We start from the raw sequence: 26,011 nt of genomic DNA on the forward strand, positions 1-26,011 counted from the left end.
TCACCCCCTCTTCGGGTCCGCGGCCCGGCGCGGTGGTACGAGATCGCCCCTGGGCTCCGTGTAGAACTGCTGCGCCCACTGCCGGTACCGGCCCACCGGACCGTCGCCCTTGGCGAGCTTCGGGTGCTCGACATGCTCCTGGTAGTGCCACATCAGCAGGTCCGCGCCGGTGTCGACGCTCGCCACCCGCTGGAGGACGGCGCTGAGCAGCCGGGCGACGGGCACGGCCGCCGCGCGCCCCACCGCCCCGGGCACCCCGGGGACGCCGTTCAGCTCCAGCTTCGTACCGAACCGGAGCTGGATGCGTCCCGGGCTGGTGGGGGTCGCGTGGAGCATCACATGGAGGGCGCCCGCGCCCCGGGGCAGGGCCGTGCGCGCCGCGATGGTGGCCAGTCCGATCACCGTGAGCGTGTAGGACTGGCGGAACCCGCGCATCATGGTGCCGCGGGCGGTCGCGGTGACGGTGCTGGTCGGCTCCCCGGCCACCGGAGTGCCCTCGATGTCCAGGCCCTTGAGACCGTGCAGCGCCGGGAGGTGACCCCAGTCGAAGGCGTTCTCGATGACGTCCTGCGGGTGACCGGCGATGTCGAAGGTGTCATGGCTGAACGGCTGCCGGTCGTCCATGGGGAAGACCGGCACCTCCCACTGCGGGGGCAGGCCGAGGGCGTGCCACCACACGTAGATCGAGCCGTTGGCCTCGCACACCGGGTACCCCGCCAGGGACGCCTTCGGCGGTGGTGTGCCGTAGCCCGTGCGGACACAGGTGCCGGCCGGGTCGAACGCGAACCGGTGGAAGGGGCAGACGATGTCCTCGCCCTCGACCGAGCCGCCGACCCCGAGATGCGCCCCCAGATGCGGGCACCGGGGCCGGACGGCCCGCAGCACGCCCCCGGCCGTCCGGTAGAGGACGACCTCGGTGCCCGCGAGCGGACGGGTGGTGACGGATCCGGGCCGCACCTCATCGGTGAAGGCCAGGCAGAACCAGCCATTGGGGTAGGGGAGGGCGGGGGTGCGCAGGCTGTCGGCCGGGGCCGCGCTGGGCAGGCTCACCCTCCGGGCCTGGAGGAGCCGCTTCACCAGCGGCTTCAGATGAGGCTTCACGGCATCACTCCGCGTGCTTCGGCGCCGCTCGTCCGCCGCTCACTGATCCGCAGGCGCAGCCCGCGCGAACTCAGGCTGGTCTCCACCTTGGGCCGGAACGGCTGGTCGCCGACCGGGGCCAGCTCCCAGCGGGCGACGATGGCGGTGAGGGCCAGGATGGCCTCGGTGAGGGCGAATTGGTCGCCGATGCACTTGCGCGCCCCGGCGCCGAACGGGATGTAGGCGGCCCGGTCGGGCTGACCGCCGAGCCAGCGGTCCGGGTCGAACCGGTCGGGGTCGGGGTAGAGGTCCGCCCTCCGGTGCAGCAGGTACGGGCTGAGCACGATGGTGCTGCCGCCCTTGAGCCGTACCCCGCCGAGTTCGGTGTCCTGCCGGACCGCGCGGGTCATCATCCAGGCGGGCGGATACAGCCGCAGCGTCTCGGTCACCACCCGGGCGGCCAGGCCGAGCGAGGGCAGCTGCCCGGGATCGACCTTCCCACCGGCCAGCACCTGATGGGTCTCGGCCCGGAGACGCTGCTGGACGTCCGGGGCCGTGGCGAGCAGGTGCAGCGCCCAGGCCAGGGTGATGGCCGTGGTCTCCATCCCGCCGAGGAAGAACGTAAGGGCCTCGTCCGCGAGTTCGGTGTCGCTCAGTTGCTTCCTCCCGTCCTGGCTCTCCTCGTCCACCGCCGCGACCAGCGTGGAGAGCAGGTCGGCATGGTCGGTCGGATCGGCGCGCCGCTCGGCGATGATCTCCGCGATGGTGGCCGACAGCCGGCTGCGGGCCTGGTCGTACCGCCGCTTCCGCCGAGTCGGCACCCGGCGCAGCAGGGCCGGTGTCATCATCCGTCGGAAGAACGCGGTCACGATGGTGGAGGTGTCGGCCAGGGCCCGCCGCATGGTCTCCGCCGGGAGCGAGCCGCTGAACATCGTCTCCATGGTGGCCCGTGTCGTCAGCGTCATCATTTCCTGGGTGACGTCGAGGACGTCGCCGTCGCGCCAGGACTCCGCCTTCACCTCGGCCGCCCGGGCGAACACCGTCCCGTACCCGGCGAGCCTGGTGGGGTGGAACGACGGCTGGCACAGCCGCCGCTGCCGCCGGTGCAGGGGGTACGGGCAGGTGGACAGGCCGTCGCCGATGACCTCGCGGATCCGGTCGTAGATCGGGCCGCCCTTGTCGAAGATCCGGTCGTTCAGGAACACCTGCCGGGTCAGGTCCGGATCGCAGATCATCATGGCGGTGCTCGGGCCCAGCCGGACCCGGACCATCTCTCGGTAGCCGGACAGGGACATGATGAACGCCAGCGGATCGCGGAGCAGGGGCAGCGCATGGCCCAGCAGCGGCAGGGCCCGCGGCGCCAGCGGCACCGACGCGGCGGTCGCCGTACTCGTGTCCGTCATGGACGACCTCCTTCTGGGTGGGAGCGACCGGCCGGAGACAACGCCGGGGCGGCGGGATCGCGGATGACCTCGAGCAGTGCGGTGGTCCAGCGGAAGCCGACGCCGAAACTCACGACGAGGACCCGTTCCCCGGCCCGCAGCGTGCCGGAGCGGAACGTACGGTCCAGGGCGAGCAGCACATCGGAGGGGCCGGCGTGGCCGATGTGGCGCCCGTAGGTCCAGCTGGTGTCGTCGGCGCGGACGCCGAGCGGTGAGCCGGTGAGCAGCATGTCGAGCACGACCGAGCCGATCGCGATGGGCACCACATGCGTGATGTCCGCCGGTTTCACGCCGGCCTCGTCCAGGACGGCCTCGACGCAGCGGTGGGTGGCCCGCCGCAGCACATCGATATGGGGCATGAAGCCGGTCTCCTCGACGGGGGACCGCCGGGCGACACCGGTGTGGCCCTCCCTGGACCGGGTCTGCGCCTCCAGCCGCGACTCCGTGACATGGGCGGTCGCCACCAGGCGGGCGAAGCCCGTCCCTCGGGTGAGGACGGCGGCGGCCCCGGCGTCACCCGCCACATAGCCCAACTCCCGGGAATAGCCCCACCGTTCGTCCGGGAACCGGGCACCGGTGGTGACCAGCGCGGCCTTCGCGTCCGGCCGGGCGGCGAGGTGGTCCGCCGCGGCGACGAGCGCGGCGGCCCCGCCGTCACTGGCGGCACCGACCTCGATCCCGGCGGTGTCCCCTCCGCCGAGCACCCGCATCAGATAGGCCGAGGGCGTGTAGTGGTCGCCGTCCTGGAAACCGGCGTGCACGAGGAGGCTCAGGGAGGCACCGGCCACATCCGCGTGGCGCAGCGCCTTGAGACCGGCCCGGGCCGCCATCTGGGTCGCCGTGTCGTCCTTCGAGACGGCGGCCGAGGTGAATCCGTTGAGCGCCATCATGGAGGGCTGTCCGGCGCCCGGTCCGCTCCGCGGCTCCTGCTCGGGCCTGATGGGGGGTATCCACGCGCCGGTTCCGGCGATCGTGATGTCCTGCCACAACACTGCTGTCTCCTCCGCTGTCACGAAAGGGGCGACCGCCGTCACGAGAGGGGCGACTGGGGAACGCGGGCGCGGGGCCGGACCAGCTCTCCGCTGTGGTCCAGGGCGTGTGCGGTGACCCCGGTGATACGGGCCAGCACCCGGCCCCGGCCCGTCACCGCGGTCAGGTCCCCGGTGTCGAAGTCGCAGTGCAGCCGGATCGTCGGGTGCTCCGCGCCGAGCTGGCAGTCGTTGCCCGGCCCGCTCAGCTCGACCCGGTCGAGCCCGGCCATCGGGCCGACCAGTGGCGGGTGGTCACCGCGCGGGGGCAGCAGCAACAGGTGCACCATCGCGTCCAGCAGGATCGCCGGTACGGTCATCCCCGCCAGGGCCGGGGCCCAGACGGTGTGGTCCAGGCCGAACCGGGCGCTGTTCCCGTCCGGCCCGCGGGCGTAGTCGCTGGTCCCGGCGAACGGGCCGGTGAGCGAGATCGGCGGGTCGGGGGAGTACACCGGCATCGCGAAGTCGGGTTCGGGGTCGTGGGACGCGAAGTCGGGCGGTCCGGCGAGTACGGGGTAGCGGTCCGCCAGTACGACCGCCGTCTCGCACAGCAGGTCGTTGAAGCGCAGCACCTTGCCGTTCTTGCCGATCCGGTGCGCCGTCATCCGGACGGCCACCTCGGCGCCGTCGCGCCTCCGGCTGGTGACCCGGGCCTCCACCGCCACGGTGCGCGGCGGCCCGGCGAGCCTGACCGTGATCGACGTACGGCAGACCAGACCGCGGAACCCGGTGACCGCGAGGTCCGGGCAGAGGGCCGTGGCCGCGGCGGCCGCGGCTTCGAGGGTGAACGTACCGGCCAGCGTGTACTCGCCGTTGACGCGGTGGTGACGCATCCACCGCCCGTCCCGCTCGGCCAGGGTGCCGGGATCCCAGGTCTTGGTGAAGACGGCCCAGTCCTTGCCGCGGTGCAGAACACCGTCGAGCAGCGGACTGGTCAGCGACGGATCCGGCGGGGCGGGCGGCGGCGCGTCCGGGGCGGGGATCCGCGGCTCGCCGGAGGAGCCATGGGCGCTGACCCCGCCCGGACCGTGGGTGCCGATGCCCCCCGGACCGTGGGTGCTGATGCCGCGCCGGGCCAGCAGGACGCGTTCGTCATCGCGGATGAAGAACGCCACCCCGCTGGACGGCGGCCGGGCCACGGCGGAGAGGAACTGCGCGCATCCCTGCTCGGTGCTGATGTAGGCGTCCATCTGGTTGCGTTTGAGGGTTTCCCGCATGGTGGCGCTGCTGGCGACGCCGACCTCCCGCCAGCCGCTCCAGAGGATCGCCAACTCCCGGTGACCCACCGGTCCGTGGCGCTGGGCCCAGGCGCTGGCGTAGGCGAGGTATTCGTTGACGGCGCAGTAGTCGATGTCACCGGGCGCGGGGGCGAGCGTCGCCAGGGTGCTGAAGTTGCACCAGATCCGGGGCGGACGTCCGGCCAGGGCCCGTTTGAGGTTGCGGTAACCGGTCGCCTTGGTGGCGCGGACCGCCCGGAAGTCGGCCAGGGTCTTGGCGTGCAGCGCACGCGACCGCAGGTCGAGGACGGTGTTGATGAGCAGGTCGATCCGTCCGTGGCGGTCGATCACCTCGTCGAGTACGGCGGTGGTGGCTTCGGCGTCGAGGACATCGCACACACGGTGGTGGACACGGTCCCGGCCGCACAGCTCCGTCAGCCGCCGCACCGTACGGCGCACCTCCAGGCGCGCCTGGGCCTTCTCGTAGGCGGCGCGCAGCTCACCCACCGACGCGCCGGGGCGCCGGCGGTGTTCCTCGGCGATGAACTCGGCCTGCGGCGGCAGCGCGTCATCGGTCTCCGGCCCGTCCGGCAGGGGGGTGCGGCCGATGACGTACACCTGTGGCCGGTCGGCGGTGCGGGCGATCGCGTGGAGGAGTTCGGGGGTGATGCCACGGGCGCCGCCGAAGGCGACCACGACCGCGCCGGGCGGCAGCGGGGCGGCGCCCGCCGGGGGCGGCGGAGCGTGGTCGTCGGCGACGGCCAGGGTGAACCAGTCGCCCCCGCGGCAGGCCAGCGTGTGGGTCGGCACCTGGGCCGTGCCCGCCCGCGCCAGCTGGTCCAGGGCGGTCGCGACGTCCGGCGCGTCGTTGAGCAGGGTCACTCCGCCGCACTGCGGGACCTCGGCCCGGACGGAGCGGACGAGACCGGTGAACAGCCCGCTCAGCGGGGGCGGCAGCTCGTCCGGCACGGCGCCGAGCAGAAGCGCGCCGAGCGAGCCGCCGGTGCGCAGCGCGGGCAGCGCCGCCTGGAGGGTGGTGAACGTGAGGTCCTGAAGGTCCTCCATCCGGGCGGCCCCGGCGTCGTCGCTCTCGTCCCCCTGGACCGGCAGCCGGGACAGGACCCGGATGTGGCGCGGGATGAACGGCAGGTCGGCCAGGGCGCCGGGGGCCTCCTCCGGCGGGACGTGGGCGGCGGCTCCGAGGCCCGGACGCGGCGACCAGACGGCGATGTCCGTGCCGGTGGCGGCCACGGCGAGATCCGGGGCGTCGGTGATGACGATGGTGCCCGGCGGGATCGGTGGCGTGGCCCCCGAGCCGTCCTGCGGCGGGGGTGGGGTTGCCGGGATGAGTTGGAGGGTCTGGCGGCGGCCGGTGAAGTGCTCGGCCTGTTCCGGCCTGGCCAGGTCGGGTGCGGTACGCCCCGGCTCGGTGTGTGCGGGCCGGCCGGGGCCGCTGTGCGCGGCCCGGTCCGGTCCGGCGGGTGCGGCCCGGTCCGGTTCCTGCTGGGCCGGGCCGTCGGTGTGCGGGTCGTCCGCCCGGGTGAACCGGATCAGTGGTGATCCGGTGGCGGCGGGCGTCACGACGGTGTCCGCCCCGGTGGAGACGGCCTTGACGACCGCCAGCAGGGCGTCCAGCGACAGATAGGTGTGTCCGGCGTCGGCCAGTACGGGCAGGGCGTGCCCGGGCGTGGCCGCGGCCCGGGGACCGGCGGCGTCGACCGCGGTGGCGAGCGACCCGAGGACGGGCAGGTCGTGCTCCAGCGCGGTGGAGAGCCGGGTGACCGCCACCACCGCGGCGCCCTCCGCGATGGACCGGCCCTCCGGCACCAGACCGTCGAGGTGGCGGTCCCAGCCGCTGATCGGCCGCTGGCACACCGCGCCGACGAGGGCGAGGTCGCAGGCGCGGTGCCGGAGTTGGCGCAGGGCCAGGTCCAGGGCGGTGTGCGCGGAGTCCCGGTGGGCGTACACACTGGTGCCCAGGCCCCGGAAGTCGTAGTAGTTGGCGGCCCGGCCCGACAGGATGCAGGAGACCGCCCCGGTGAAGTCGTCCTCGTTCAGATCGCCCGGGATCACCCCCTTGGCCTCCGCCATCCCCTTCGCGAGGTATTCCTTGAGCGCCTGTGCCCGCACCGGGTCGGGCAGGATGTCGAACGCGGTGGCACACTCGCCCGCGTGCACCCGCAGCGCGGCCCGGGTGTTGTGCGTCGTCGGCAGCGTCGCCCCCACGATCACCGCCGTGGTGGGCCGCAGGCTGACGCCCGGCTCGCCGAGCCGGTCCAGCAGCGGGCCGATGGCCTGGAGCATCATCAGGTGGGCGGGGTCCATATGCCGCATCGTCAGCGGCGGGATGCGCACCTCACGCGGGGACGGCAGCGGGTACGGCATGCCGAAACCGGCCTCCGGGAGCGGGCCGTCGCCCCTCAGCCAGGCGGGCACCTGGGCGGCGTCCAGGCCGGGCAGATGGGTGTTCCAGCCCACGACGACCAGTGGCTCCGTGTCCGTGGGAGCCTCACCGCCCCGCCGCTGCGCGGGCGCGGCCGGCGGCACGCGGTCGGCCAGGACCACATGCGCGTCCGCTCCTCCGAGGCCGAACGACGAGACCCCGACCACGCGCGGCCGTGCGTCGTCCGTCGGCCAGGGCGCGTCCGTGACCGGTACGGTCAGCCGGGCGCCGTCCTCCAGCAGCGGGTGCGGATCGGTGACCACGGGCTGGCCGGGGACCGCCCCGCGGTCGAGCGCGACCAGGGCGTGCGCGACCGAGACCAGGCCCGCCAGCACCCCGGTGTGCCCGAAGACCTGCTTGTTCGACGTCAGCAGGCACGCCCGCTTCCGCGGCCCCAACCGGGAGAGCAGCGAGCGCAGTTCGATCTCGTCGCCCACCGGTGTGCCGGTGCCGTGTGCCACCACCCAGTCCACGTCGTCGGCCTCGACGCCCGCGTCGGCCCAGGCCCGGGCGATCGCCAGCTCCTGCCCGCGCGTGGCCGGGGCGTGGATGCCCTTGCCCCGGCCGTCGGCGGCGAGACCGGTGCCCCGGATGACACCGAGCACCCGGTCGCCGTCCGCCACGGCCCGCGCGTACGGCTTCAGGGCGAGCACGATGGAGCCCTCACCGATGAGGGTTCCGTCGGCCGCCCTGTCGAAGGGGCGCACCTTGCCGCTCATCGAGATGCCCTGGGCCCGGCAGAACAGGGTGAACCCGATCGGCTCGATCACCGAGGTGCCACCGGCCAGCGCCACATCGCAGGACCCCTCGCGCAGCGCCTTGACCGCCGCGTCCAGAGCGAACAGCCCGCTGGCGCAGGCGGCGTCGAGGGTCAGGTGCTGCGCGTCGTCGGGGATCAGTCCGCGCAGCGCGGCGCGGGAGACGGACGCGGGCAGATACGCCTTCGGGTCCCCGCCGTCGCCACCGTAGTGCGCGCTGATCGCGTGGTCGGCCAGCTCGGCGAGCCAGTCACCGTCCTGGTCGGCGGGGATCGCCTCGCGCACCATCCGCCGGTACTCGTCCCCGAGCACGACACCCTGCGGGCCGAGTCCCGTCTGGTCGTGGATACCGGTGGTCGCGGCGAGCCACCGGTCCGCCGGGCGCCGGCGCACTCCGGCCAGGGCCTGGACGGCGCAGTGGCGCAGCCAGCGCGTGGTACGCGGCCACCCGGGGTGGCCGGCGTTCCCGTCCGGTTCGGCGATCGAGGCGGGGTCGGGGACGAAACCGTGGACATACGCGGCCTCGCGGACGTAGAAGGCGTCGGTGTCCTCCCGGGTGGGCGCCCAGAAGTGGGTCAGGTCGAAGGCGGACGGCTCGCTGGAGAGCAGGACGCCCTCCCGTAACCGGTCCCAGAACTCCGCGGTGTTGTTCGCACCGGGCAGGGCCAGCCCGAGGCCGACGACTGCGACGGCTCCGGGGTCGGTCTCGGGCGCTTGGCCGGAGGCTGCGGTGGCCACCGGTGCCGGTGCCGGAGCGGGTGCCGGTGCCGGTGTCGATGCGGGCGCCGGGCGGGCGGCCGCCAGTGGTTCGGGGGCGGCCGGGCCCGCCTCGGTCGGCGTCGTCGTCACCGCCGCCGCGGGCACCGGCTGGCGCCTCGCGGGCCTGCTCACCTGGTCCGCCAGCCTGCTGTGCAGCCGCAGGCCCTGCATCCCGCCGATGCTGATGCCGCCGTCGGCGACGATGGTCTGCCCGGTGATGAACGCGGCGTCCTCGTGCAGGAGGTGGACGATCAACTTGGCCGCCTCGGGCGTCGAGACGGTACGGCTCAGCAACTCGCTGGCCTCGGCCGGGCCACCGGGCGTCGCCGCCGGGGCGTCGAGGTTGACGACGATCTCGCTGGCGACGGAGCCCAGCAGCACGGTGTTGACCCGGACGCCCTGGCCGACCAGCTCCAGCGCCAGATAGCGGACCAGCGACTCCAGGGCCGCCTTGGTGACGCCGCCGGGGCCGTACCCCGGAACCGGCTGGTGCGCCCCGACGCTGGAGAGACAGAGGATGGTCGCGCCGTCTCTCCCCGCCATCAGCTCGGCCGCGCGGCGCGAACAGTGGTACGCCGCCATCACATTGGTGGACCACGCCCGCTGCCAGTACGTGTCATCGATGTCGAACAGCGGCAGGAAGGCCCCGCCCGCGGCGTTGTTGATCAGAATGTCCAGGCCACCGTGCCGCTCCTGGATCAGGTCGAACATCCGGTCGATCTCGCTGGTCTTGGCCACTGAGGCGCGGATGAACTCGCAGCTGTGACCGGCCCGTTCCAGCTCCGTCCGCAGCCGCTCGGCCTGCTCGACCGAGTGGAAGTAGTTGACGATCACATGGGCCCCGCTCGCCGCCAAGCGGCGGACGATATCCGCGCCGAGGCTCTTCGCGGCCCCCGTCACCAGGGCGATCCGACCCCGCAGACTCTCCGTGGAGGTCGTCATCACCCGGCGGCCCCCGCCCGGGCGCCCACGACGGCCTCCGCGATCCGGCGCAGCGTGCCGACGGTCAGCAGCGAGGAATTGGCCCGCAGACCGGGCAGGCCGTACCGGTCGGACACCATCCCGAGCAGGGCGACCTGCTTGAGCGATTCCACACCCAGCTCGGCCTCCAGCCCGTCGTCCTCGCCGAGCAGATCGGGCGGATAGCCCAGGAAGTCGCCGTAGAGCGTGCGCAATTCGGCCAGCACCGTGTCGTAGTCCGCCCCGGCAGACGACGGTGCGGCGGGGTCGGCCGAAGCAGGGGCCGGGGCGGCCGAGACGGGGGCGACGGCGGCCGGGGCGACCGCGACCGACGCGGCCGGGGGAGCCGGGGCGGCGACAGCCACCGGAACCGCGGGAGCCGGAGACGGGACGGGAGCCACGGAGGGCGACGCAACGGGCGCCACGTAGGACACAGGGACCACGGGCGCCGCGGACACGACGGACGCGGCGGCCCGGACCGGCGGATCGGCGGTGACGGGGAGCGCCGCGGCCGGTCCGCTCGGCTGCGGCCCACTCACCGGTACGACGGGACCGTGCCCATTGCTCGACGCCGCCGCCAGGCGCGGCTGGAACGGGCCACCGCCGGGGGACTCCGCGACCAGCGCCCGGACGGCCCCGACCGGATCGCTCTCGCTCAGTGGTACGACACACCGCACCCCGGGGATGGACGCCTCGACGAACTTGGTGACGACGGGCCACTCCCCGCACTCGATGAAGGCGTCGGCACCGGCCGCGTGCAGCTCACGGATGGTGTGGAGCATCCGGACCCGGGAGGTGAGCGCGCCCGCGACCAGGTCGACCGGATCGTCATCGCCGACATCCCGGCCCAGCCAGGGGGAGCACACCCGCCAGCGCCCGGCGCCGTACGGAACGCGTGGCGCGGATGCCCGCAGGTCCCGCGCGGCCTGCGCCATCGCCGGAGTGTGGGTCGGATGCGGCACGTCGAGCCGGAGACTCGGCCAGCCGAGCGCGTCGGCCACCCGCTCCACATGCTCGATCAACGCTTCGGGGCCGCTGATGACGCTCTGCCGGGGGGCGTTCTCGCAGGCCAGTACCAGATGGGGATGGTTGATCAGCTCGGCCAGCGACGCCGCCCGGCGGCCGTCCACTCCGACCGCGAGCATCTTTCCGCCCCAGCTCTGCCGGGTCAGCACCTGGGACCGGGCCACGGCCAGCCGCGCGGCGTCCTCCACGGACAGGTGCCCGGCGGCGGCCAGCGCCCACAGCTCGCCGATGCTCTGCCCGACGATCGCGAGGGGCTTGGCGCCCTCGGCGATCAGCATGTCGTGCGTCGCGATGCTGACCGCGAAGATCTCCAGATATTGCACTTCGGGGCCGCGCCGGTCGCTCGTCCCGTTCTGCTCGATAAGCCGCGCACTGATGTTGGGCAGCCCCATTTCCTGGGCCGCCTTGTCGATGCGGGACAGTGATTCCCGTACGGTCTCGTAACGGTGGTGTAAGTCGCACAGGATGCCTCCGCGCGGGGCGGCAACCGTTCCCGGCATGACAAAGACAGAATCCACCACGTGTATCACCCTCATCTCCCGTCCCGACTGCCGGCGATGTCGCAGTGGCTTAGCCGGGCCCTGAAACGCCACGACGGCGCGATGAAATCGACGACATACGTCCGCTTGCTGCGGTATATCGGAGCGGCGAGTCCAGCGAAATTCGACCCTGGCCACCCAAATGTTGGTGGCCATTCCCGCAAATGCGTGACCCTGGAGAGGGCTTTCCCTGCTGATTCGGGTTCGCTAGTCAAGGTAACTGCGCCGCTTTCAGGGGGTCAACGAACACGGGGCCTCAGTTTCGGCCTAAAGTGATGGAGTTCATGACTAGTGAATTACGTGATGTCAGGCGGCCATTGCGGTCTTGTCGCTTGCCGAGACCCCGTGTTAGCCACACCGGGCCGATTGCGCCGCCAATATGTGCAATGTCCGTTCTCGTTGTAGGTGGCAGGGATGTTTAAACGTGATAGGTCCGGGATTTCGGCCATCTTTCGGTGCATCGAGGTGGCCGAGAGGGGGCCGGGCGCGGGGAGTGCGGCCGGTGCGGCCAGCGCCCTTATCCGGTTGCCGCTGGCCCGCACTCTGTGGAGGCTGAGGCCGTGAAGGGGCCCCGACCGGGCCCCGGCCGCTCGAGGACGGTCCGGCCCGCCGCCTCACCCCGGCCCGACACCAGGATGGAGAACTCCCGTGACCCCCACCGATCTCTACCCCGCCGACCGACTGGAGCGCGCCCGGGAGGCCGCCGCCGACGCGGGTCTGGGCGCGCTGCTCATCAGCCCCGGCGCCGATCTGCGCTATCTGACGGGTTATCACGCCCTGCCGCTGGAGCGGCTCACCTGCCTCGTGCTCCCCGTGGAGGGCGAACCCTTCCTCCTGGTGCCCGAGTTGGAGCGGCCCGCCGCGCTCGCGTCCCCGGCCGGGAACCTCGGCATCGAGATCACCGGATGGGCCGAGACCGAGGATCCCTACGCCCTCGTCGCGGCCAGGCTGCCCGCCGGTACGGCCCGGGTCGGCGTCGACAACCACATGTGGGCCGAGAAGGTCGTCGCCTTCCGCACCGTACTGCCCGACACCGACCAGGCGCTCGCCGGAGAGGTGCTCGGCGGGCTGCGGATCCGCAAGACCGGGGCCGAGGCCGAGGCGCTGCGCCGGGCGGGCGCGGCCATCGACCGGGTGCACGCCCGCATGGGCGAGTGGCTGCGCGCCGGGCGCACCGAACGCGAGGTCGGGCGGGACATCGCGGAGGCCATCGTGACCGAGGGCCATGTACGGGTCGACTTCGTCATCGTGGGCTCCGGACCCCACAGCGCAAGTCCTCACCATGAGCTGTCGGACCGGGTGATCCTGCCCGGTGACCCCGTGGTGGTCGACATCGGCGGGACCACCGAGGACGGCTACTGCTCCGACTCCACCCGCGATTACGTCGTCGGCGAGCCGTCGGCGGAGTACCGGCGGCTGTACGAGGTGCTGCTGACCGCCCAGCGCGCCCAGACCGACGCGGTGCGGCCCGGGATCACCGCCGAGCGACTGGACGCGATCGGCCGGGACGTCATCGCCGACGCGGGCTTCGGGCCGCACTTCATCCACCGCACCGGTCATGGCATCGGCCTGGAGACCCACGAGGAGCCCTACATCGTGGCGGGCTCCGCCCTGCCGCTGGAGCCCGGTATGGCCTTCTCCGTCGAGCCGGGCATCTATCTTCCCGACCGGTTCGGCGCCCGCATCGAGGACATCGTCATCTGCACCGACGACGGCGGTGAACGGCTCAACCGCATCAGCCGCGAGCTGGTCGTCCTGCCCTGACCTCCCCAGTCGCGGCGATCACGTACCGCGGTGTACCAGGACGTTGACAAAGTCGATGAGCGGTAGAAATCTGTCAAAGCATCGCTGCAAAAGATAGACGAAATCGCTCAACTCTCGTACTGCGGCTGGCTCGGCACCACCGCGGCACCGCCTGGGCCTGCTGAACACCGTCATCGTCCGCCAGGCGCACCAGTCCCTCACGCCTCCGCGCCCGCCGCCCCGGGATGCCCCGCGCATCGGTGGGCGGCGGGTGGCGGGGCCGCCGGTCGCGCGCGCTCAGGGGAAGGAAACGAGAAGGCCTCATGAGAAGAAGACATCGCGGTCGGCGGTTAGCCGCCGGGCTCGTGACGGCGGGTCTGCTCACGGTCGGGCTGCTGCCCGTGACAGCCCATGCCGCAGCGGGAGCCCAGGCCGCAGAGGGTGTGAATCTGGCGCTGGGCAGGCCGGTGACGGCCAGCGGGGCACACGGCTCCCATCCGGCGAGCAATGTCACCGACGGCAGCCAGGCCTCGTACTGGGAGGGCCCCGAGGGCTCGTTCCCCCAGTGGGTGCGGATCGACCTCGGGAGCAGGACGGACATCGACGCGGTGGTGCTGAAGCTCCCCGCGTCGTGGGAGCCCCGCACCGAGGCCGTGACGGTCCAGACCGGCGCCGACGGCCAGGACTTCACCACCGTCGTTCCGGAGGTGCGCAAGGACTTCTCGCCGTCCACCGGCAACACCGTGGCGCTCGACGTCACGGCCGAGGCGCGGTACGTACGGATACGGGTGACCGGCAACACGGGCTGGGACGCCGCCCAGCTCTCCGAGGTCGAGGTGCGCGGGGAGGCCGCCGGGGAGCCCCCGGGAAACCCGCCCGCGGGCACCAATCTGGCCCTGCGCAAGCCGATCGAGGCGTCCTCGACCACCCAGGACTACGTCGCGAGCAACGCCAATGACGGCAGCACCGCGACCTACTGGGAGGCGGGCGGCCAGTCCGCGACGCTGACCGCGAAGCTCGGCGCCGATGCCGAGCTGACCGGCGTCGTGGTCAAGCTCAACCCCGATCCCGTCTGGTCCACCCGGTCGCAGAGCATCCAGGTGCTGGGACGGCCGGTCGGGGCGTCCGGCTTCACCTCGCTGAAGGACCGGGCCGACTACACCTTCAGCCCGTCGCAGAACCAGAACGCGGTGACCATCCCGGTCACCGGCCGGTACGCGGACGTACGGCTGCAGTTCTCCGGCAACACCGGCGCCGGCGGCGGTCAGGTCGCCGAGTTCGAGGTCGTCGGAACGGCCGCGCCCGCCCCCGATCTGACCGTCACCGACCTCCTCTGGTCGCCCCAGTCGCCCTCCGAGGCGGACGCGGTCACCGTCGAGGCGACGGTCCGCAACGCCGGGACCGCCGCCGCGCCCGCCACCACGGTGAACGTCAGCCTCGAGGGCACGGTCGCGGGCAGCGGCACGGTCGGCGCGCTCGAACCGGGCGCCTCGCAGAAGGTGCCGGTCAAGGTCGGCAAGCGGCCCATGGGCAGCTACACCGTCTCCGCCGTCGTCGACCCGGCCGACGCGGTGGCCGAGCTCGACAACACCAACAACAGCCGCAACGCCGCCTCGAAGCTGGTCATCGGCCAGGCCCCCGGACCGGACCTGGAGGTCACCGGCATCACCACCAACCCCGCCAGCCCGGCCGTCGGCGCCAAGGTCACCTTCACCGTCGCGGTGCACAACAGGGGCACCAGCGCGGTGCCCGCCGGAACGGTCACCCGGCTCACCGTCGGCGGGACCACGCTGAACGGCACGGCGGGAGCCATCCAGGCCGGTGGCACGGCCACCGTGGCCATCGGCGGCGAATGGACCGCCACCAGCGGCGGAGCGACGCTCACCGCGACCGCGGACGCCACCGGCACCGTCGCCGAGACCAACGAGGACAACAACACCTTCGCCCGCTCCCTGGTCGTCGGACGCGGCGCCGCCGTGCCGTACACCGAGTACGAGGCGGAGGACGGCCGGTACGACGGCACCCTGCTGAAGACGGACGCCAAGCGCACCTTCGGGCACACCAACTTCGCCACCGAGTCCTCCGGGCGCGCATCGGTCCGGCTCGACACCACCGGCCAGTACGTGGAGTTCACCTCCACCACACCGTCCAACTCGATCGTGGTCCGCAACTCGATCCCGGACGCGGCGGGCGGCGGCGGCCGGGAGGCGACCGTCAGCCTCTACGCGGACGGCACCTTCGTCCGCAAACTCACCCTGTCCTCCAAGCACAGCTGGCTCTACGGCACGACCGATGACCCGGAGGGCCTGACCAACCGGCCCGGCGGCGACGCCCGGCGGCTGTTCGACGAGTCCCACGCCCTGCTCACCGACACCTACCCGCCGGGGACCGAGTTCCGGCTCCAGCGGGACGCCGGTGACGACGCGGCCTTCTACATCATCGACCTGATCGATCTGGAACAGGTCGCGGCACCGGCCACCAAGCCCGCCGAATGCTCCTCCATCACCGACTACGGGGCCGTGCCCAACGACGGCATCGACGACGCGGACGCCATCCAGCGCGCCGTCACCGCGGACCAGGAGGGCGCGATCCCCTGCGTCTGGATCCCCGCGGGCCAGTGGCGCCAGGAGAAGAAGATCCTCACCGACGACCCGCAGAACCAGGGCCAGTACAACCAGATGGGGATCCGGGACGTCACCATCCGCGGCGCCGGGATGTGGCACTCCCAGCTCTACTCGCTCATCCCGCCCCAGGAGGCGGGCGGCATCAACCACCCCCACGAGGGCAACTTCGGCTTCGACATCGACGACAACACCAAGATCTCGGACATCGCCATCTTCGGCTCCGGCACCATCCGCGGGGGTGACGGCGGCGCCGAGGGCGGTGTCGGGCTCAACGGCCGTTTCGGCGAGAACACCAAGATCACCAACGTCTGGATCGAGCACGCCAACGTCGGCGCCTGGGTCGGCCGCGACTACTCCAACATCCCCGCGCTGTGGGGGCCGGGCGACGGCCTCGAGTTCAGTGGCGTACGGATCCGCGACACCTATGCCGACGGCGTCAACTTCACCAACGGCACCCGCAACTCCACCGTGTTCAACTCCTCGTTCCGCAACACCGGCGATGACGCGCTCGCCGTCTGGGCCAACAAGTATGTGAAGGACACCTCGACGGACATCGGCCACGACAACCACTTCCGCAACAACACCATCCAACTGCCCTGGCGGGCCAACGGCATCGCGGTCTACGGCGGCTACGGCAACACGATCGAGAACAACCTGGTCTCCGACACCATGAACTATCCGGGGATCATGCTGGCCACGGACCACGACCCGCTGCCCTTCTCCGGCAAGACCCTCATCGCCAACAACGGCCTGTACCGCACGGGCGGCGCGTTCTGGGGCGAGGCGCAGGAGTTCGGCGCGATCACCCTGTTCGCGCAGGGGCAGGACATCCCGGGGGTCACGATCCGCGACACCGACATCCACGACTCCACCTACGACGGCATCCAGTTCAAGACGGGCGGCGGCGCGATGCCCGGCGTCCAGATCGAGAACGTCACCATCGACAAGTCCAACAACGGGTCCGGGATCCTCGCGATGGGCGGGGCACGCGGCGACGCCACGCTGACGAACGTGACGATCACCGGCTCGGCCGAGGGCGACGTGGTGAAGGAGCCCGGCTCACAGTTCGTGATCAACGGCACCCCGAACAGGTCCTCCGCACCGCGCGATTGACCGCGGCGGACCGCGCGTCCGCCCGCCGCCCCGGAAGGCGCGCTGCCTTCCGGGGCGGCGGGCGGCTCCTACACCGCCCCGTCGATGAACGCGGCGCGGATGCCGTCGACATCGGAGCCGAGCAGGCCCAGTGTCCGCGCCGTACGGCCGCCCGCCACGAAGTCCTGTCCGCACAGGGCGGTACCCAGGGCGACGAACGAATCGGTCAGGGGCAGCGGCAGTCCGATCTGCGCGGCCAGCGAACTCCAGGTGACCAGCCCGAAGGGGATGTCCTCGGTGAAGTACCGGTGCTTGACCGAGTCGGGTTCGGGGAACCCCTGACGGCCGTAGCCCTGCACGATGCGCTCGACGAAGCTGCCCTCGGTCACTTCGTACGCGGTGCCGAGGAAGTCCCAGAAGCTGGCCGCCTTCACCCCGAGGGCGTCCGCCAGGGCCAGGCGTTCGCGGTCCAGGGCGTCGATGACCTCGGCGATGCGCGGGGTCACCAGGCTGTGCAGCGGGTGGCCGTCGGCGTCCTCGACCGTCTTGAAGTTCAGCACCGCCGGCGGGACGTGGTAGATGGGGTTGCAGTTGTTGAGCCCGACGGTCAGGGTGTCCCCGCCGGGCACGTACCGGTCGCCGACGTACGCGCGCAGGATGCCGAGGGCCCGCGGTGTGTCCGCGCCGGGTACGGCGGCCAGCGGGACGGCGTGCTTGATCGCCCCGATGTAGACCTGCGCGGGGCGGCGCAGCCGGCAGGTGTACAGGCTGGTGGGGGTCTCGGCGATGAGGCAGGGCTGCCGCCCGGCGAGCGTGAACAGGCGCGCGAGCTCGACGCCGCTGCCGAGCACACCCGGCTGGAACAGCACGAGCTGGTCCGGCTCGAGGACGGACGCGAGCTCCTTGGACAGATAGGCGTGGGCGAAGGCGGGCGCGGCGACGATGACCACCTCGGCGCCGCCGACGGCCTGGCCGAGGTCGGTCGTCAGCACCGAGGGGGTGCCGTGGCCCTCCACGTCTCCGGTCATGCCGATGCCGTCGTTGGCCCTGATCGGTTCGAGGTCGCGGCCCCACCTGTCGAAGATCCGTACGTCGTGTCCGTTGAGGGACATGTGGCCACCGATTGCCTGGCCGACGTTGCCCGCGCCGAGGATGGCGATGCTGCCCATAGTGCGTGACTCTTCCGTGTCGATGGGGTGGGGGAGTGGGCCCGGCGGTGCCGAGCCGTGCGGGAGTGGCTGAGGGGGCGGCGGCGTCATCTGACGGGCACACCCGGGCCGAGCGGAATTCCCAGGGCGTACCAGAGGGCGAAGAGGGACGACCACGAGACGAGTACGGCGAGCGCCACGGGCACTGTGAAGGACAGCATGGTCCCGATGCCCGCGCCCTTCCGGAACTGCTGGAGGAAGCCCAGGGCCAGCACGAAGTAGGCGTTCATGGGCGTGGTGTTGGTGACCGAGTCCCCGATCATGAAGGAGACCATCGCCGCCTGGGGGGAGAGCCCGATGTACATCGCCAGGGGGACCACGACGGGGGCGAGGATGGACCACATCGCCGAGCCGCTGCTGATGATGATGTTCAGTGCGCTGATGGCCAGGATGATCACGAGCAGGATGATGAGGTGGGGCGCGTCCAGGGACTTCAGCAGCCGGGCGCCCTCGACCGTGATCACATTGCTGATCCCGGTCCAGGTGAAGTAGGCGAGGAACTGCGCGACCACGAAGAACAGCACGATCACGGGGACGAAGGACTTCACCCCGTCGGCCATGGCGGACGGAACGGCCGACAGCGAGGGGATGGTGCCCACCTGCCTGCCGTAGACGATGCCGAGGATCGCGAACAGCAGCGAGATGAACACGGCGATGTTCACCACGACCACGGACTGGACGATGCTGCCGCCCTCGCCGCGGAACGGGGACCCGGGCAGCAGGAGCGCGGACACGGCCAGCACATAGAGCCCGAGCACCGCGCCGGACAGCCTCATGGCGCGTTTCTCGACGGCGCTCAGTGTGAACGAGGAGAGGGCGTCGCCGGCCGGGCCGCCGTGCTGGGGCGCCTCGCCCTGGGCGCCGGTGTTGAAGAGCCTGTCGGCGGCGGCGTCGTCCTCGGGCGTCGGTATGAACTCGGGCCGTCGGGCCAGCACGCGGTCGACCGTGAGGGCGATGACGGCGGCGAGGAACACCGATGAGACCGCGGTGAAGAAGTAGGTGGCCACCGGAGTGATGACGTAGTCCGGATCGACCGTGTGCGCGGCCTCGGCCGCCAGGGACGATCTGACCGCGTCGGCCGGGGTCACCAGCGGGCTGGCGTTGAAGCCGATGGCCGTGGACGCGTAGGCCACCATCAGCCCGAGCACCGGGCTGCGGCCCACGGTCCGGAAGGCCAGCGCGCCCAGCGGGATCATCACGATGTAGGCCGAGTCGCTCATGATGTGCGCGATCATCGAGCCGAACGCGATGGAGAAGGTCAGCCAGGAGACGGGCAGACGGCCGATCGTGACGCGGAGAAGCGCGGTGAGCAGGCCGCTCTTCTCGGTGACGCTGACGCCGAGAAGAACCACCACCACGACCGAAAGCGGCGCGAACCCGGCGAAGTTGTCCAGCGCGGACTCCGCGGCGAACTTGGCTCCCCGCAGCGAGAGCAGGCTCTTGACCGCGACGGAGTCCCCTGTCGACGGCAGGGTGACGGACACGCCCACCCCGGCCAGTACGGCACTGAGCACACCGAGCAGCGCCACGAAGATCCAGAAGAGCCAGAACGGATGGGGGAGCCGGTTTCCCGCCCGCTCCAGGGCGCTGAGAGCGCGGAACAGCCGGTTCATGGAGCCGTCCACGGGTGGGCTGCTGCTTCGAAGGTGCGTCATCTGGGGCCTTATCAGGTCGGGAGGCGTGCAATCCCTGTGATATTTCACAGGGATGATACGCTCCGGAAGGAGGATGTCAACAGGTCTTCGCGCAGGTGGGCCGCCTGCTGGCGAGGACCGCCACACCGCGTTTGAAGCCACACCGCGCTTGAAGAGGAGCCGTGCCGTGAGTTCGGGATCGTCGATGGCGCAGCAGGCGTACGCATCCCTCAAGCGCGACATCATCCGATGCCGCCTCCGCCCGGGCGACGTCATCATCGAGGCGTGGCTCGCCGAGCGCTACGGCATGAGCAAGACCCCGGTGCGCGAGGCCATCAACGCGCTGCGCAGGGAGGGCCTGGTGGTCGTCGTCCCGCGGCGCGGCACCTTCGTCAAGCCGACGGACCTCGGTGACCTCCAGGACACCTATCGGCTGCGACGGCTCCTCGAACCGGAAGCGGCCGTGCTCGCCTCCCAGCGCGCCGGGGCCGAGGACCTGGACCGACTGGACGCCCTCAGCGCGGCGACCGTGGCGGCGGACGCCTCACGTCCCGACCTGAACGAGGCGAACCGGCTGCTGCATGTGGCGATCGCCGAAGTCGCGCGCGTGTCGCTGATGATTCCAATGATCAACACGCTGCACGAAGAGATCGAACGCTTCCTCAACCTCCGGGGTGAACTCGGCCGCCCCCCTTATGTCAGCGTCAACCACGGACGGCTGGTCGAGGCGATCAGAAGGGGCTCGGACAGAAGCGGCTCGGAGGAGGAGATCAGACAGATCGCCCTCGATGGCATCGAGCGCTCGCGCCAGTACATGCTGAACACCCTGCTCTCCGGAGGGACCGAGACTCCGGCACGGTAGGACGCCGAGGAGACGGGGCGGCGGCTGTCGGCGGCGACGCGCGAACACGACAAGGCCGCATGGCCCGCTCCGCTGAACACGGGCCTAGACGGAGTCGCGCACCGCCCGGGTGGCCCGCGTGGTCCTGCCCTCGCGGAGTGCGCAGTCGGGCGCGGTCGGCGGCTCGTCGGGCTTGCGCACGATGTAATCGACCGCGAGTCGGCCCAGCTCGGCCAGGGGAAGCTCGATCGTCGTCAGATCGAAGACGCGGCCCGTGGCCGTTCCACCGATACCCGCGATCGCGATGTCGTCGGGGATGCGCAGCCCCGCCTGCCAGATGGCCGCGAGCGAGCCGATCGCGGTCTCGTCGTTGGTGCAGATGATCGAGTCGGGTGGGTCGGGGGCACGGAGCAGCTGCTGGGTCGCCTCGCGGCCGGTCATCTGGCTCATGCCGTTCCGGCCGACGACGCGCGGCAGTCGGCCGCACTCGTACATGGCGCGCTGGTATCCCCGGATGCGCAGCTCGGCCGCGGTCAGTCCGGGGAGCCCTCCGGCGAAGGCGATGTCGCGGTACCCCAGGTCGAGCATGTGCTGGGTGAGGGCGTACGCGGTCGCCTCGTTGTCCACGATGATCTCGGTCGATACGAAGCCGCGCGGTGCGAGGCTCACGACCCGGGTGCCCTCGCCCACCGCCCGGTTGACCTCACGGGCCAGGTCCGCCGTGCCGGGCGAGCCTTCGATGTCGCTGCCGCAGAAGACGATGCCGGACGCCCCGTGCTCGCGGAGGACCTGGAACTTGGTGCGCTCCTGGTGGGGGTCGCGGTTGGCGTTCGCGAGGACGGTCACATGGCCGCACTCCGCGGCGGCGATCTCGATGCCCCTGATCATCTCGGCGAAGTACGGGTCCAGGATGTCGCTCGCGACGACGCCGATGAGATTGCTGTGACCGTTCTTGAGTGCCCGTCCCGCGGCGCTGCGCCGGTAGCCGAGCGTCGCCGCGGCGGAGATGACCGAGGCGCGCACCCCCGACGAGACGGGATGACTCTCATCGGCCCCGTTGAGGACGCGCGACGCCGTTGTGACCGACACCTTCGCCAGCTCCGCCACATCGCGCAGTGTCGCCACCGTCGACCCCCTCCGCTTCGTGTTCCGCCGTTGTCTTTCGCCACGTCGGGTCTGTTGACATCAGTTTCCCACACTGCGTAACTTGCGGAAAACGTTCCCCACGGTATTTACAGGGGTTTTGGTTTCTACAGCGAACGTTTTCCACACTCCCGACAGGAGCGATGAGTGAGCGACGAAGCCGCCGTCCATACGGCGATCGTGTGGGACGGGCCCCGACATGCGCGCGCCGAGGAGCGGACGCCGCCCGGCCCGCTCGGCCCCGGAGCGGTGCGGGTGCGGGTCACGAGTGCCGGGGTGTGCGGCACGGACATCGCCGTGTGGAGCGGTCAGGCCGCACGGGGCCGCCCCGGCACCGTGCTGGGCCATGAGTTCGGCGGCCGGGTCATCGCCCGGGCCGACGATGTGGCGGGCGTCGGGGCGGCGGGCGTCGCGATCCATGACCTCGTGGCGGTGGATCCCAATGTCTCCTGCGGGACCTGTGCGCACTGCGGACGGGGACACCGCGCCCGGTGCGCCGGCCGCCGCCTCATGGGTGTCGATCTCGACGGCGGGTTCCAGCGGACCGTCGACGTCCCCGCCGCACAGCTCGTCCCCGTCCCGGGAGCCGACCCACGCGCACTGGGCCTGGTCGAGCCCCTCGCCGTGGGGGTCCACGCGGTCGCTCGGGCGGGTGTCGCGGACGGCGACCGGCTGGGCGTGATCGGTGGCGGACCGATCGGCATGGCGAGCGTGGTCGAGGCACGCCGGCGGGGCGCGGACCGCACCGTGCTGGAGAGCGACGAGACCAGGCGCACCGCGATCGCGCGGACCGGGGCGGCGGCCGTGGCCGCGGGCGGGTGGCCCGACCGCGGACTGGACGCCGTCATCGACACCGTCGGGCGGGCCGCGACCGTGCGGGCCGCGCTCGACGCCGTACGCGACGGCGGCACGGTCTGCGTCGTCGGGCTCTCCCACGACGACCACCTGCCACCACCGGACCAGCTGGTGCGGCGCGAGCTGACGCTGGTCGGATCCTTCTGCTACTCGACGGCGGATCTGCGGGTGGCGGCGCAGCTCGTCATCGGCCAGGGCCTGGACACCGTGCCCGTCGAGCTCACCACGGGGCTCGAGCGGATCCCCGGTCTCCTGGACCGGATCGGCGGCGGACGCATGGGGCGCGGCAAGGCCCTCGTCGTCCCCCGCGCCGAAGGGCCGACCGGCTGACCGAACGTCCCTGACTCCGCGACGAAGGAGAGCTCAGTGCGCACCCCTCCCACCCCTGTGGCCCGGCGCGGGAACACCCCTGCCGCCCGGCGCGGGAACAGCCCCGCGCGCGCGGCGATGGCCAGCATGGCCGGCGGAACACTCGAGTACTACGACAACTACATCTACGCCCTCGCCGCTGCGCTGGTGTTCGGGCGGGTCTTCTTCCCCACCGAGGCGGGAGGCGTGGCGACGCTCGCGTCCATGGCCACCTTCGCGGTGTCCTACGCGGCCCGTCCCCTGGGCGCGGTCCTGCTCGGCCACATCGGTGACCGCCTCGGCCGCAAGAGAGTGCTCGTGACGATCCTGGTGCTCATGGGGACCTGTACCTTCCTGGTGGGGTGTCTTCCCGCGTACTCCGTCATCGGTGTGTGGGCGCCGGTCCTCCTGGTGACGCTGCGCATCCTGCAGGGGATCTCCGTGGGCGGCGAGACCGCCGCGGCGACCGTGCTGACCATCGAGGTGGCCCCACCGCACCGGCGGGCCCTCTTCACGAGCTGGTCGGCGAACGGCATCGTGGGCGGGTTCGTCCTCGCCACACTGGTCTTCATCCCGGTGTCCGCGCTCCCGGAGGAGCAGCTGTACACCTGGGGCTGGCGCATACCGTTCCTCCTCAGCGCGCTCGTCACGACCGCCGGGTTCATCATCCGCGCGAAACTGGCCGAGCCGGAGGCGTTCGTCGCGGCGAGGGAGGAGAACGCCCTCGTCAGGGTGCCCGTAGTGGAGGTCTTCCGGTCGCACTGGGGGGCGGTGCTGCGAGTCGTCCTCTGCTCGCTGGCGTTCGCGATCGACACCGTGATCAAGGTATTCGCCCTCTCGTTCGCCACGACGGAGTACGACATCGCCGAGAGCACGATGCTGTGGGTGCTGATCGTCAGCCATCTCGGTGCCTTGGTCACGCAACCGCTGATCGCGCTGCTCGCCGACCGGGTCGGACGCAAGCCCGTGTTCATCGCGGGCAACCTGGGGTGTGCGGCCACGCTCTTCGCCTACTTCGCCGCCATCCAGGCGCGGGAGACACCGCTGCTGTTCCTCACCGGGTTCTGCTCGGTGACCCTCGCCTATGCGGCGATCAACGCCAGCTACCCGGCCTTCTTCGCCGAGATGTTCCACCTCAAGGTCCGGCAGACCGGTATGGCGCTGGGCATTCAGATCGGCCTGATCGCCGCCGGGTTCGCGCCGAGCGTGTACCTGGCGCTCACCGCGGACGACCCGAAGAACTGGCTGCCGGTCGCGATCATCTCCGCCGTCATCGCCGTGGCCGCCGCGCTCTCGGCGGTGACCGCGAAGGAGACCGCGTTCACACCACTCGATCAGCTGGGGGAACCGATCGCGGACACCGGGGCGCGGAGGCACCCGCATCAGCCGGGAGCTCGTCCTGAAGGCGCTGTCTCCCACCACAACCGTCTGGAGGACGCCATGGAATCCCGTACGCGGGGCCCGGTCATCCACATCACCTTCGGCCGGCCGGAGAAGCTGCACGCGATGGATGCCACGGGCTGGACCGACCTCGCCGAATCGGTGCGTCGGGCGAGCGCCGACCCACAGGTGCGGGCGGTCGTGCTGCACGGCTCGGACCGTGCCTTCTGCGCCGGTAACGACATCGGCGAGTTCCTCCGGCTGTCCACCGCCAGGGAGGCCCGCGACTACTTCCTCGGCCTGGTGGTCCCCGCGATGGAGGCGATCGTGCGGTGCGAGGTGCCGGTCATCTCCGCGGTCCGCGCGGGCGCCATCGGCGGGGGCGCGGAGATCGTCCTCGTCAGCGACCTCGCCGTAGCCGGGACGAGCGCCACCTTCCGGCTTCCCGAAGCCCGGATCGGCGTCTGGCCGACCGTCTTCGCCGCCGCCGCGCCGTACACCCTGGCCCATAAGCCCGCCGGGCTGCTCGCGCTGACCACCGCGGCGGCCGACTCGGGGACCGCCCTGCGCTGCGGCCTGGTCCACGAGGTCGTCGGGGACGATCTCGTCGACGATGCCGCGCACCGCCTGGCCCTCACGATCGCCGAGGGAAGCCGGGACGCCATCCGCCGTACGAAGCGGTTCACCACGGCGCGACTGCGCACCGAGGGAATGGCCGCCGTGCGTGCCGCACTGGCCGAGCTGTGCGATGAGACCCTTCTCGGCCCCGACGCGACCGAGGGCGTCCGTGCCTTCCGGGAGAAGCGCGGGCCCGGCTTCGCCTCCTCCGTCTCGGCCTCCGTCCCGGCCGACTGACCCAGGAGTCCCCCCCGGGTGACGCATGCCCACCGCGAGTCCGGCGAGGACGCCGACTGGCACCGCGAGCCCGTGGTACTCGGTGCCGGTGTGGCCGGTCCGCTCCCCGGCGGAAGCCCGGCCGAAGTGATGTCGACGAATCAGGAGCTGTGATGGATATGGATACCGTCCCCCGCCGTGCGCTGTCGGACGGCGCGTCGATCCCCGCCGCCGGGTTCGGCACCTACCCCCTGTCCGGATCCGGCGCCGAGTCGGCGGTGCGCGAGGCGATCGCGGCGGGTTACCGCCTGATCGACACCGCCGCCAGCTACGGCAACGAGGCCGAGGTCGGCCGGGCCGTCGCCACGAGCGGGGTGCCGCGGGAGGAGGTGGTCCTGATGACCAAGTTGCGCGGCCGGGACCAGGGGTACGAGCGGACCCTCGCGGCCTTCGAGGAGTCGGCCGCGCGACTCGGGGTCGACTACGTCGACATCTACCTGATCCACTGGCCTCTGCCCCGCCTGGACGCGTACGCCGACTCCTGGCGTGCCATGATCAAGCTCCGCGACGAGGGGCGGATCCGGTCGATCGGGGTCAGCAACTTCACCCCGGCCCAGCTGGACCGGCTGAGCGGGGAGACCGGGGTGACGCCCTCGGTCAACCAGATCGAGCTGCACCCGCGCTTTCCCCAGCCGGAGCAGCGGGAGGCCGATGCCGCGCGCGGCGTCGCCACCGTCAGCTGGAGCCCGCTGGGCCGGGGGAGCGGCATCCTCGACGACCCCGTGGTGACCGGGCTGGCCCGCAGCCACGGTGTGACACCGGCCCAAGTGGTGCTGCGCTGGCACCACCAGCTGGGCGCGATCCCCATCGCCAAGTCGGCCACGCCCGAGCGCCAGCGCGCCAATCTGGACCTCTTCGGCTTCGAGCTGACCGCGGAGGAGATGGCCGCGCTGAGCGGTCTGGAGCGCGGGCGGCTCGGCGGCGACCCGGACACCCACGAGGAGTTCTGACACCCGTACGGCAGCACTCCGCACAGCAAGGCGATGGCGCCGGATCC

General features: G+C 71.8%; 15 protein-coding genes. 7 read left to right on the top strand and 8 right to left on the bottom strand.

Annotated elements, in window-relative coordinates:
* From VT50_RS08775 to VT50_RS08795, 5 genes are read right to left on the bottom strand one after another with little or no spacing between them, the layout of a single operon-like run.
* Complete coding sequence (locus VT50_RS08775) at nt 1–1,101, bottom strand: Rieske 2Fe-2S domain-containing protein (RefSeq protein WP_053048611.1); 1,101 nt, start codon at nt 1,099–1,101, stop codon at nt 1–3.
* On the bottom strand, nt 1,098–2,483 hold the full coding sequence (locus VT50_RS08780; protein ID WP_046087018.1) for a cytochrome P450: 1,386 nt from the start codon (nt 2,481–2,483) through the stop codon (nt 1,098–1,100). The genes VT50_RS08775 and VT50_RS08780 overlap by 4 nt, the downstream gene beginning before the upstream one ends.
* Complete coding sequence (locus VT50_RS08785) at nt 2,480–3,514, bottom strand: 3-oxoacyl-[acyl-carrier-protein] synthase III C-terminal domain-containing protein (protein ID WP_046087017.1); 1,035 nt, start codon at nt 3,512–3,514, stop codon at nt 2,480–2,482. Before VT50_RS08785 ends, VT50_RS08780 begins: the two co-directional genes overlap by 4 nt.
* A 38-nt stretch (nt 3,515–3,552) precedes the next feature.
* Complete coding sequence (locus tag VT50_RS08790; protein WP_143645195.1) at nt 3,553–9,669, bottom strand: SDR family oxidoreductase; 6,117 nt, start codon at nt 9,667–9,669, stop codon at nt 3,553–3,555.
* Nucleotides 9,669–11,213, bottom strand: coding sequence for an acyltransferase domain-containing protein (locus VT50_RS08795; protein WP_075200391.1), 1,545 nt, complete (start codon nt 11,211–11,213; stop codon nt 9,669–9,671). The genes VT50_RS08790 and VT50_RS08795 overlap by 1 nt, the downstream gene beginning before the upstream one ends.
* Before the next feature lie 687 nt (nt 11,214–11,900).
* On the opposite strand from VT50_RS08795, the gene VT50_RS08800 reads away from it, so the two are divergent.
* Both VT50_RS08800 and VT50_RS08805 read left to right on the top strand, forming a co-directional pair.
* Nucleotides 11,901–13,016 (top strand): M24 family metallopeptidase, encoded by a 1,116-nt coding sequence (locus tag VT50_RS08800; RefSeq protein WP_046087014.1) that lies wholly within the window; start codon nt 11,901–11,903, stop codon nt 13,014–13,016.
* A gap of 302 nt (nt 13,017–13,318) precedes the next feature.
* Entirely contained in the window at nt 13,319–16,732 is a 3,414-nt protein-coding gene (locus VT50_RS08805; RefSeq protein WP_046087013.1) for a CARDB domain-containing protein, read from the top strand.
* A 68-nt stretch (nt 16,733–16,800) separates the two neighbouring features.
* Here the strand turns inward: VT50_RS08805 and VT50_RS08810 are convergent, their stop codons facing one another.
* Nucleotides 16,801–17,880 (bottom strand): NAD/NADP octopine/nopaline dehydrogenase family protein, encoded by a 1,080-nt coding sequence (locus VT50_RS08810; protein ID WP_046088260.1) that lies wholly within the window; start codon nt 17,878–17,880, stop codon nt 16,801–16,803.
* 86 nt (nt 17,881–17,966) lie between these two features.
* Complete coding sequence (locus tag VT50_RS08815; RefSeq protein WP_046088261.1) at nt 17,967–19,574, bottom strand: AbgT family transporter; 1,608 nt, start codon at nt 19,572–19,574, stop codon at nt 17,967–17,969.
* Between the two features lie 166 nt (nt 19,575–19,740).
* Here VT50_RS08815 and VT50_RS08820 point away from each other — a divergent pair, with 166 nt between their 5' ends.
* Nucleotides 19,741–20,415 carry a GntR family transcriptional regulator gene (locus VT50_RS08820; RefSeq protein ID WP_158083189.1) on the top strand — a complete coding sequence of 225 codons (675 nt, stop codon included), beginning with the start codon at nt 19,741–19,743 and terminating at the stop codon, nt 20,413–20,415.
* 84 nt (nt 20,416–20,499) lie between these two features.
* On the opposite strand, the gene VT50_RS08825 is transcribed toward VT50_RS08820, so the two are convergent.
* On the bottom strand, nt 20,500–21,519 hold the full coding sequence (locus tag VT50_RS08825) for a LacI family DNA-binding transcriptional regulator (RefSeq protein ID WP_053048683.1): 1,020 nt from the start codon (nt 21,517–21,519) through the stop codon (nt 20,500–20,502).
* A 165-nt stretch (nt 21,520–21,684) separates the two neighbouring features.
* On the opposite strand from VT50_RS08825, the gene VT50_RS08830 reads away from it, so the two are divergent.
* The 4 genes from VT50_RS08830 to VT50_RS08840 are packed head-to-tail and all read left to right on the top strand — an operon-like array spanning nt 21,685 to nt 25,964.
* Nucleotides 21,685–22,722, top strand: a complete 1,038-nt coding sequence (locus VT50_RS08830; RefSeq protein ID WP_046088263.1) for a zinc-dependent alcohol dehydrogenase — start codon at nt 21,685–21,687, stop codon at nt 22,720–22,722.
* A 36-nt stretch (nt 22,723–22,758) separates the two neighbouring features.
* Nucleotides 22,759–24,975 (top strand): MFS transporter, encoded by a 2,217-nt coding sequence (locus VT50_RS08835; protein ID WP_143645196.1) that lies wholly within the window; start codon nt 22,759–22,761, stop codon nt 24,973–24,975.
* An 18-nt stretch (nt 24,976–24,993) separates the two neighbouring features.
* Complete coding sequence (locus VT50_RS40940; protein WP_276207298.1) at nt 24,994–25,128, top strand: hypothetical protein; 135 nt, start codon at nt 24,994–24,996, stop codon at nt 25,126–25,128.
* Between the two features lie 5 nt (nt 25,129–25,133).
* Nucleotides 25,134–25,964: an aldo/keto reductase gene (locus VT50_RS08840; protein ID WP_046088311.1), complete on the top strand. Its 831-nt coding sequence runs from the start codon at nt 25,134–25,136 to the stop codon at nt 25,962–25,964.
* Nucleotides 25,965–26,011: the final 47 nt, after the last annotated feature.

Origin of the sequence: Streptomyces antioxidans (assembly GCF_000968685.2) — a bacterium.
Lineage (GTDB): Bacteria > Actinomycetota > Actinomycetes > Streptomycetales > Streptomycetaceae > Streptomyces > Streptomyces antioxidans.

Bases quoted from the DNA above. Each gene is read 5' to 3' on its own strand.
- VT50_RS08805 (WP_046087013.1), top strand. From the start codon at position 13,319: ATGAGAAGAAGACATCGCGGTCGGCGGTTAGCCGCCGGGCTCGTGACG.
- VT50_RS08810 (WP_046088260.1), bottom strand. From the start codon at position 17,880: ATGGGCAGCATCGCCATCCTCGGCGCGGGCAACGTCGGCCAGGCAATC.
- VT50_RS08815 (WP_046088261.1), bottom strand. From the start codon at position 19,574: ATGACGCACCTTCGAAGCAGCAGCCCACCCGTGGACGGCTCCATGAAC.
- VT50_RS08790 (WP_143645195.1), bottom strand. From the start codon at position 9,669: ATGACGACCTCCACGGAGAGTCTGCGGGGTCGGATCGCCCTGGTGACG.
- VT50_RS08795 (WP_075200391.1), bottom strand. From the start codon at position 11,213: ATGCCGGGAACGGTTGCCGCCCCGCGCGGAGGCATCCTGTGCGACTTA.
- VT50_RS08840 (WP_046088311.1), top strand. From the start codon at position 25,134: ATGGATACCGTCCCCCGCCGTGCGCTGTCGGACGGCGCGTCGATCCCC.
- VT50_RS08780 (WP_046087018.1), bottom strand. From the start codon at position 2,483: ATGACGGACACGAGTACGGCGACCGCCGCGTCGGTGCCGCTGGCGCCG.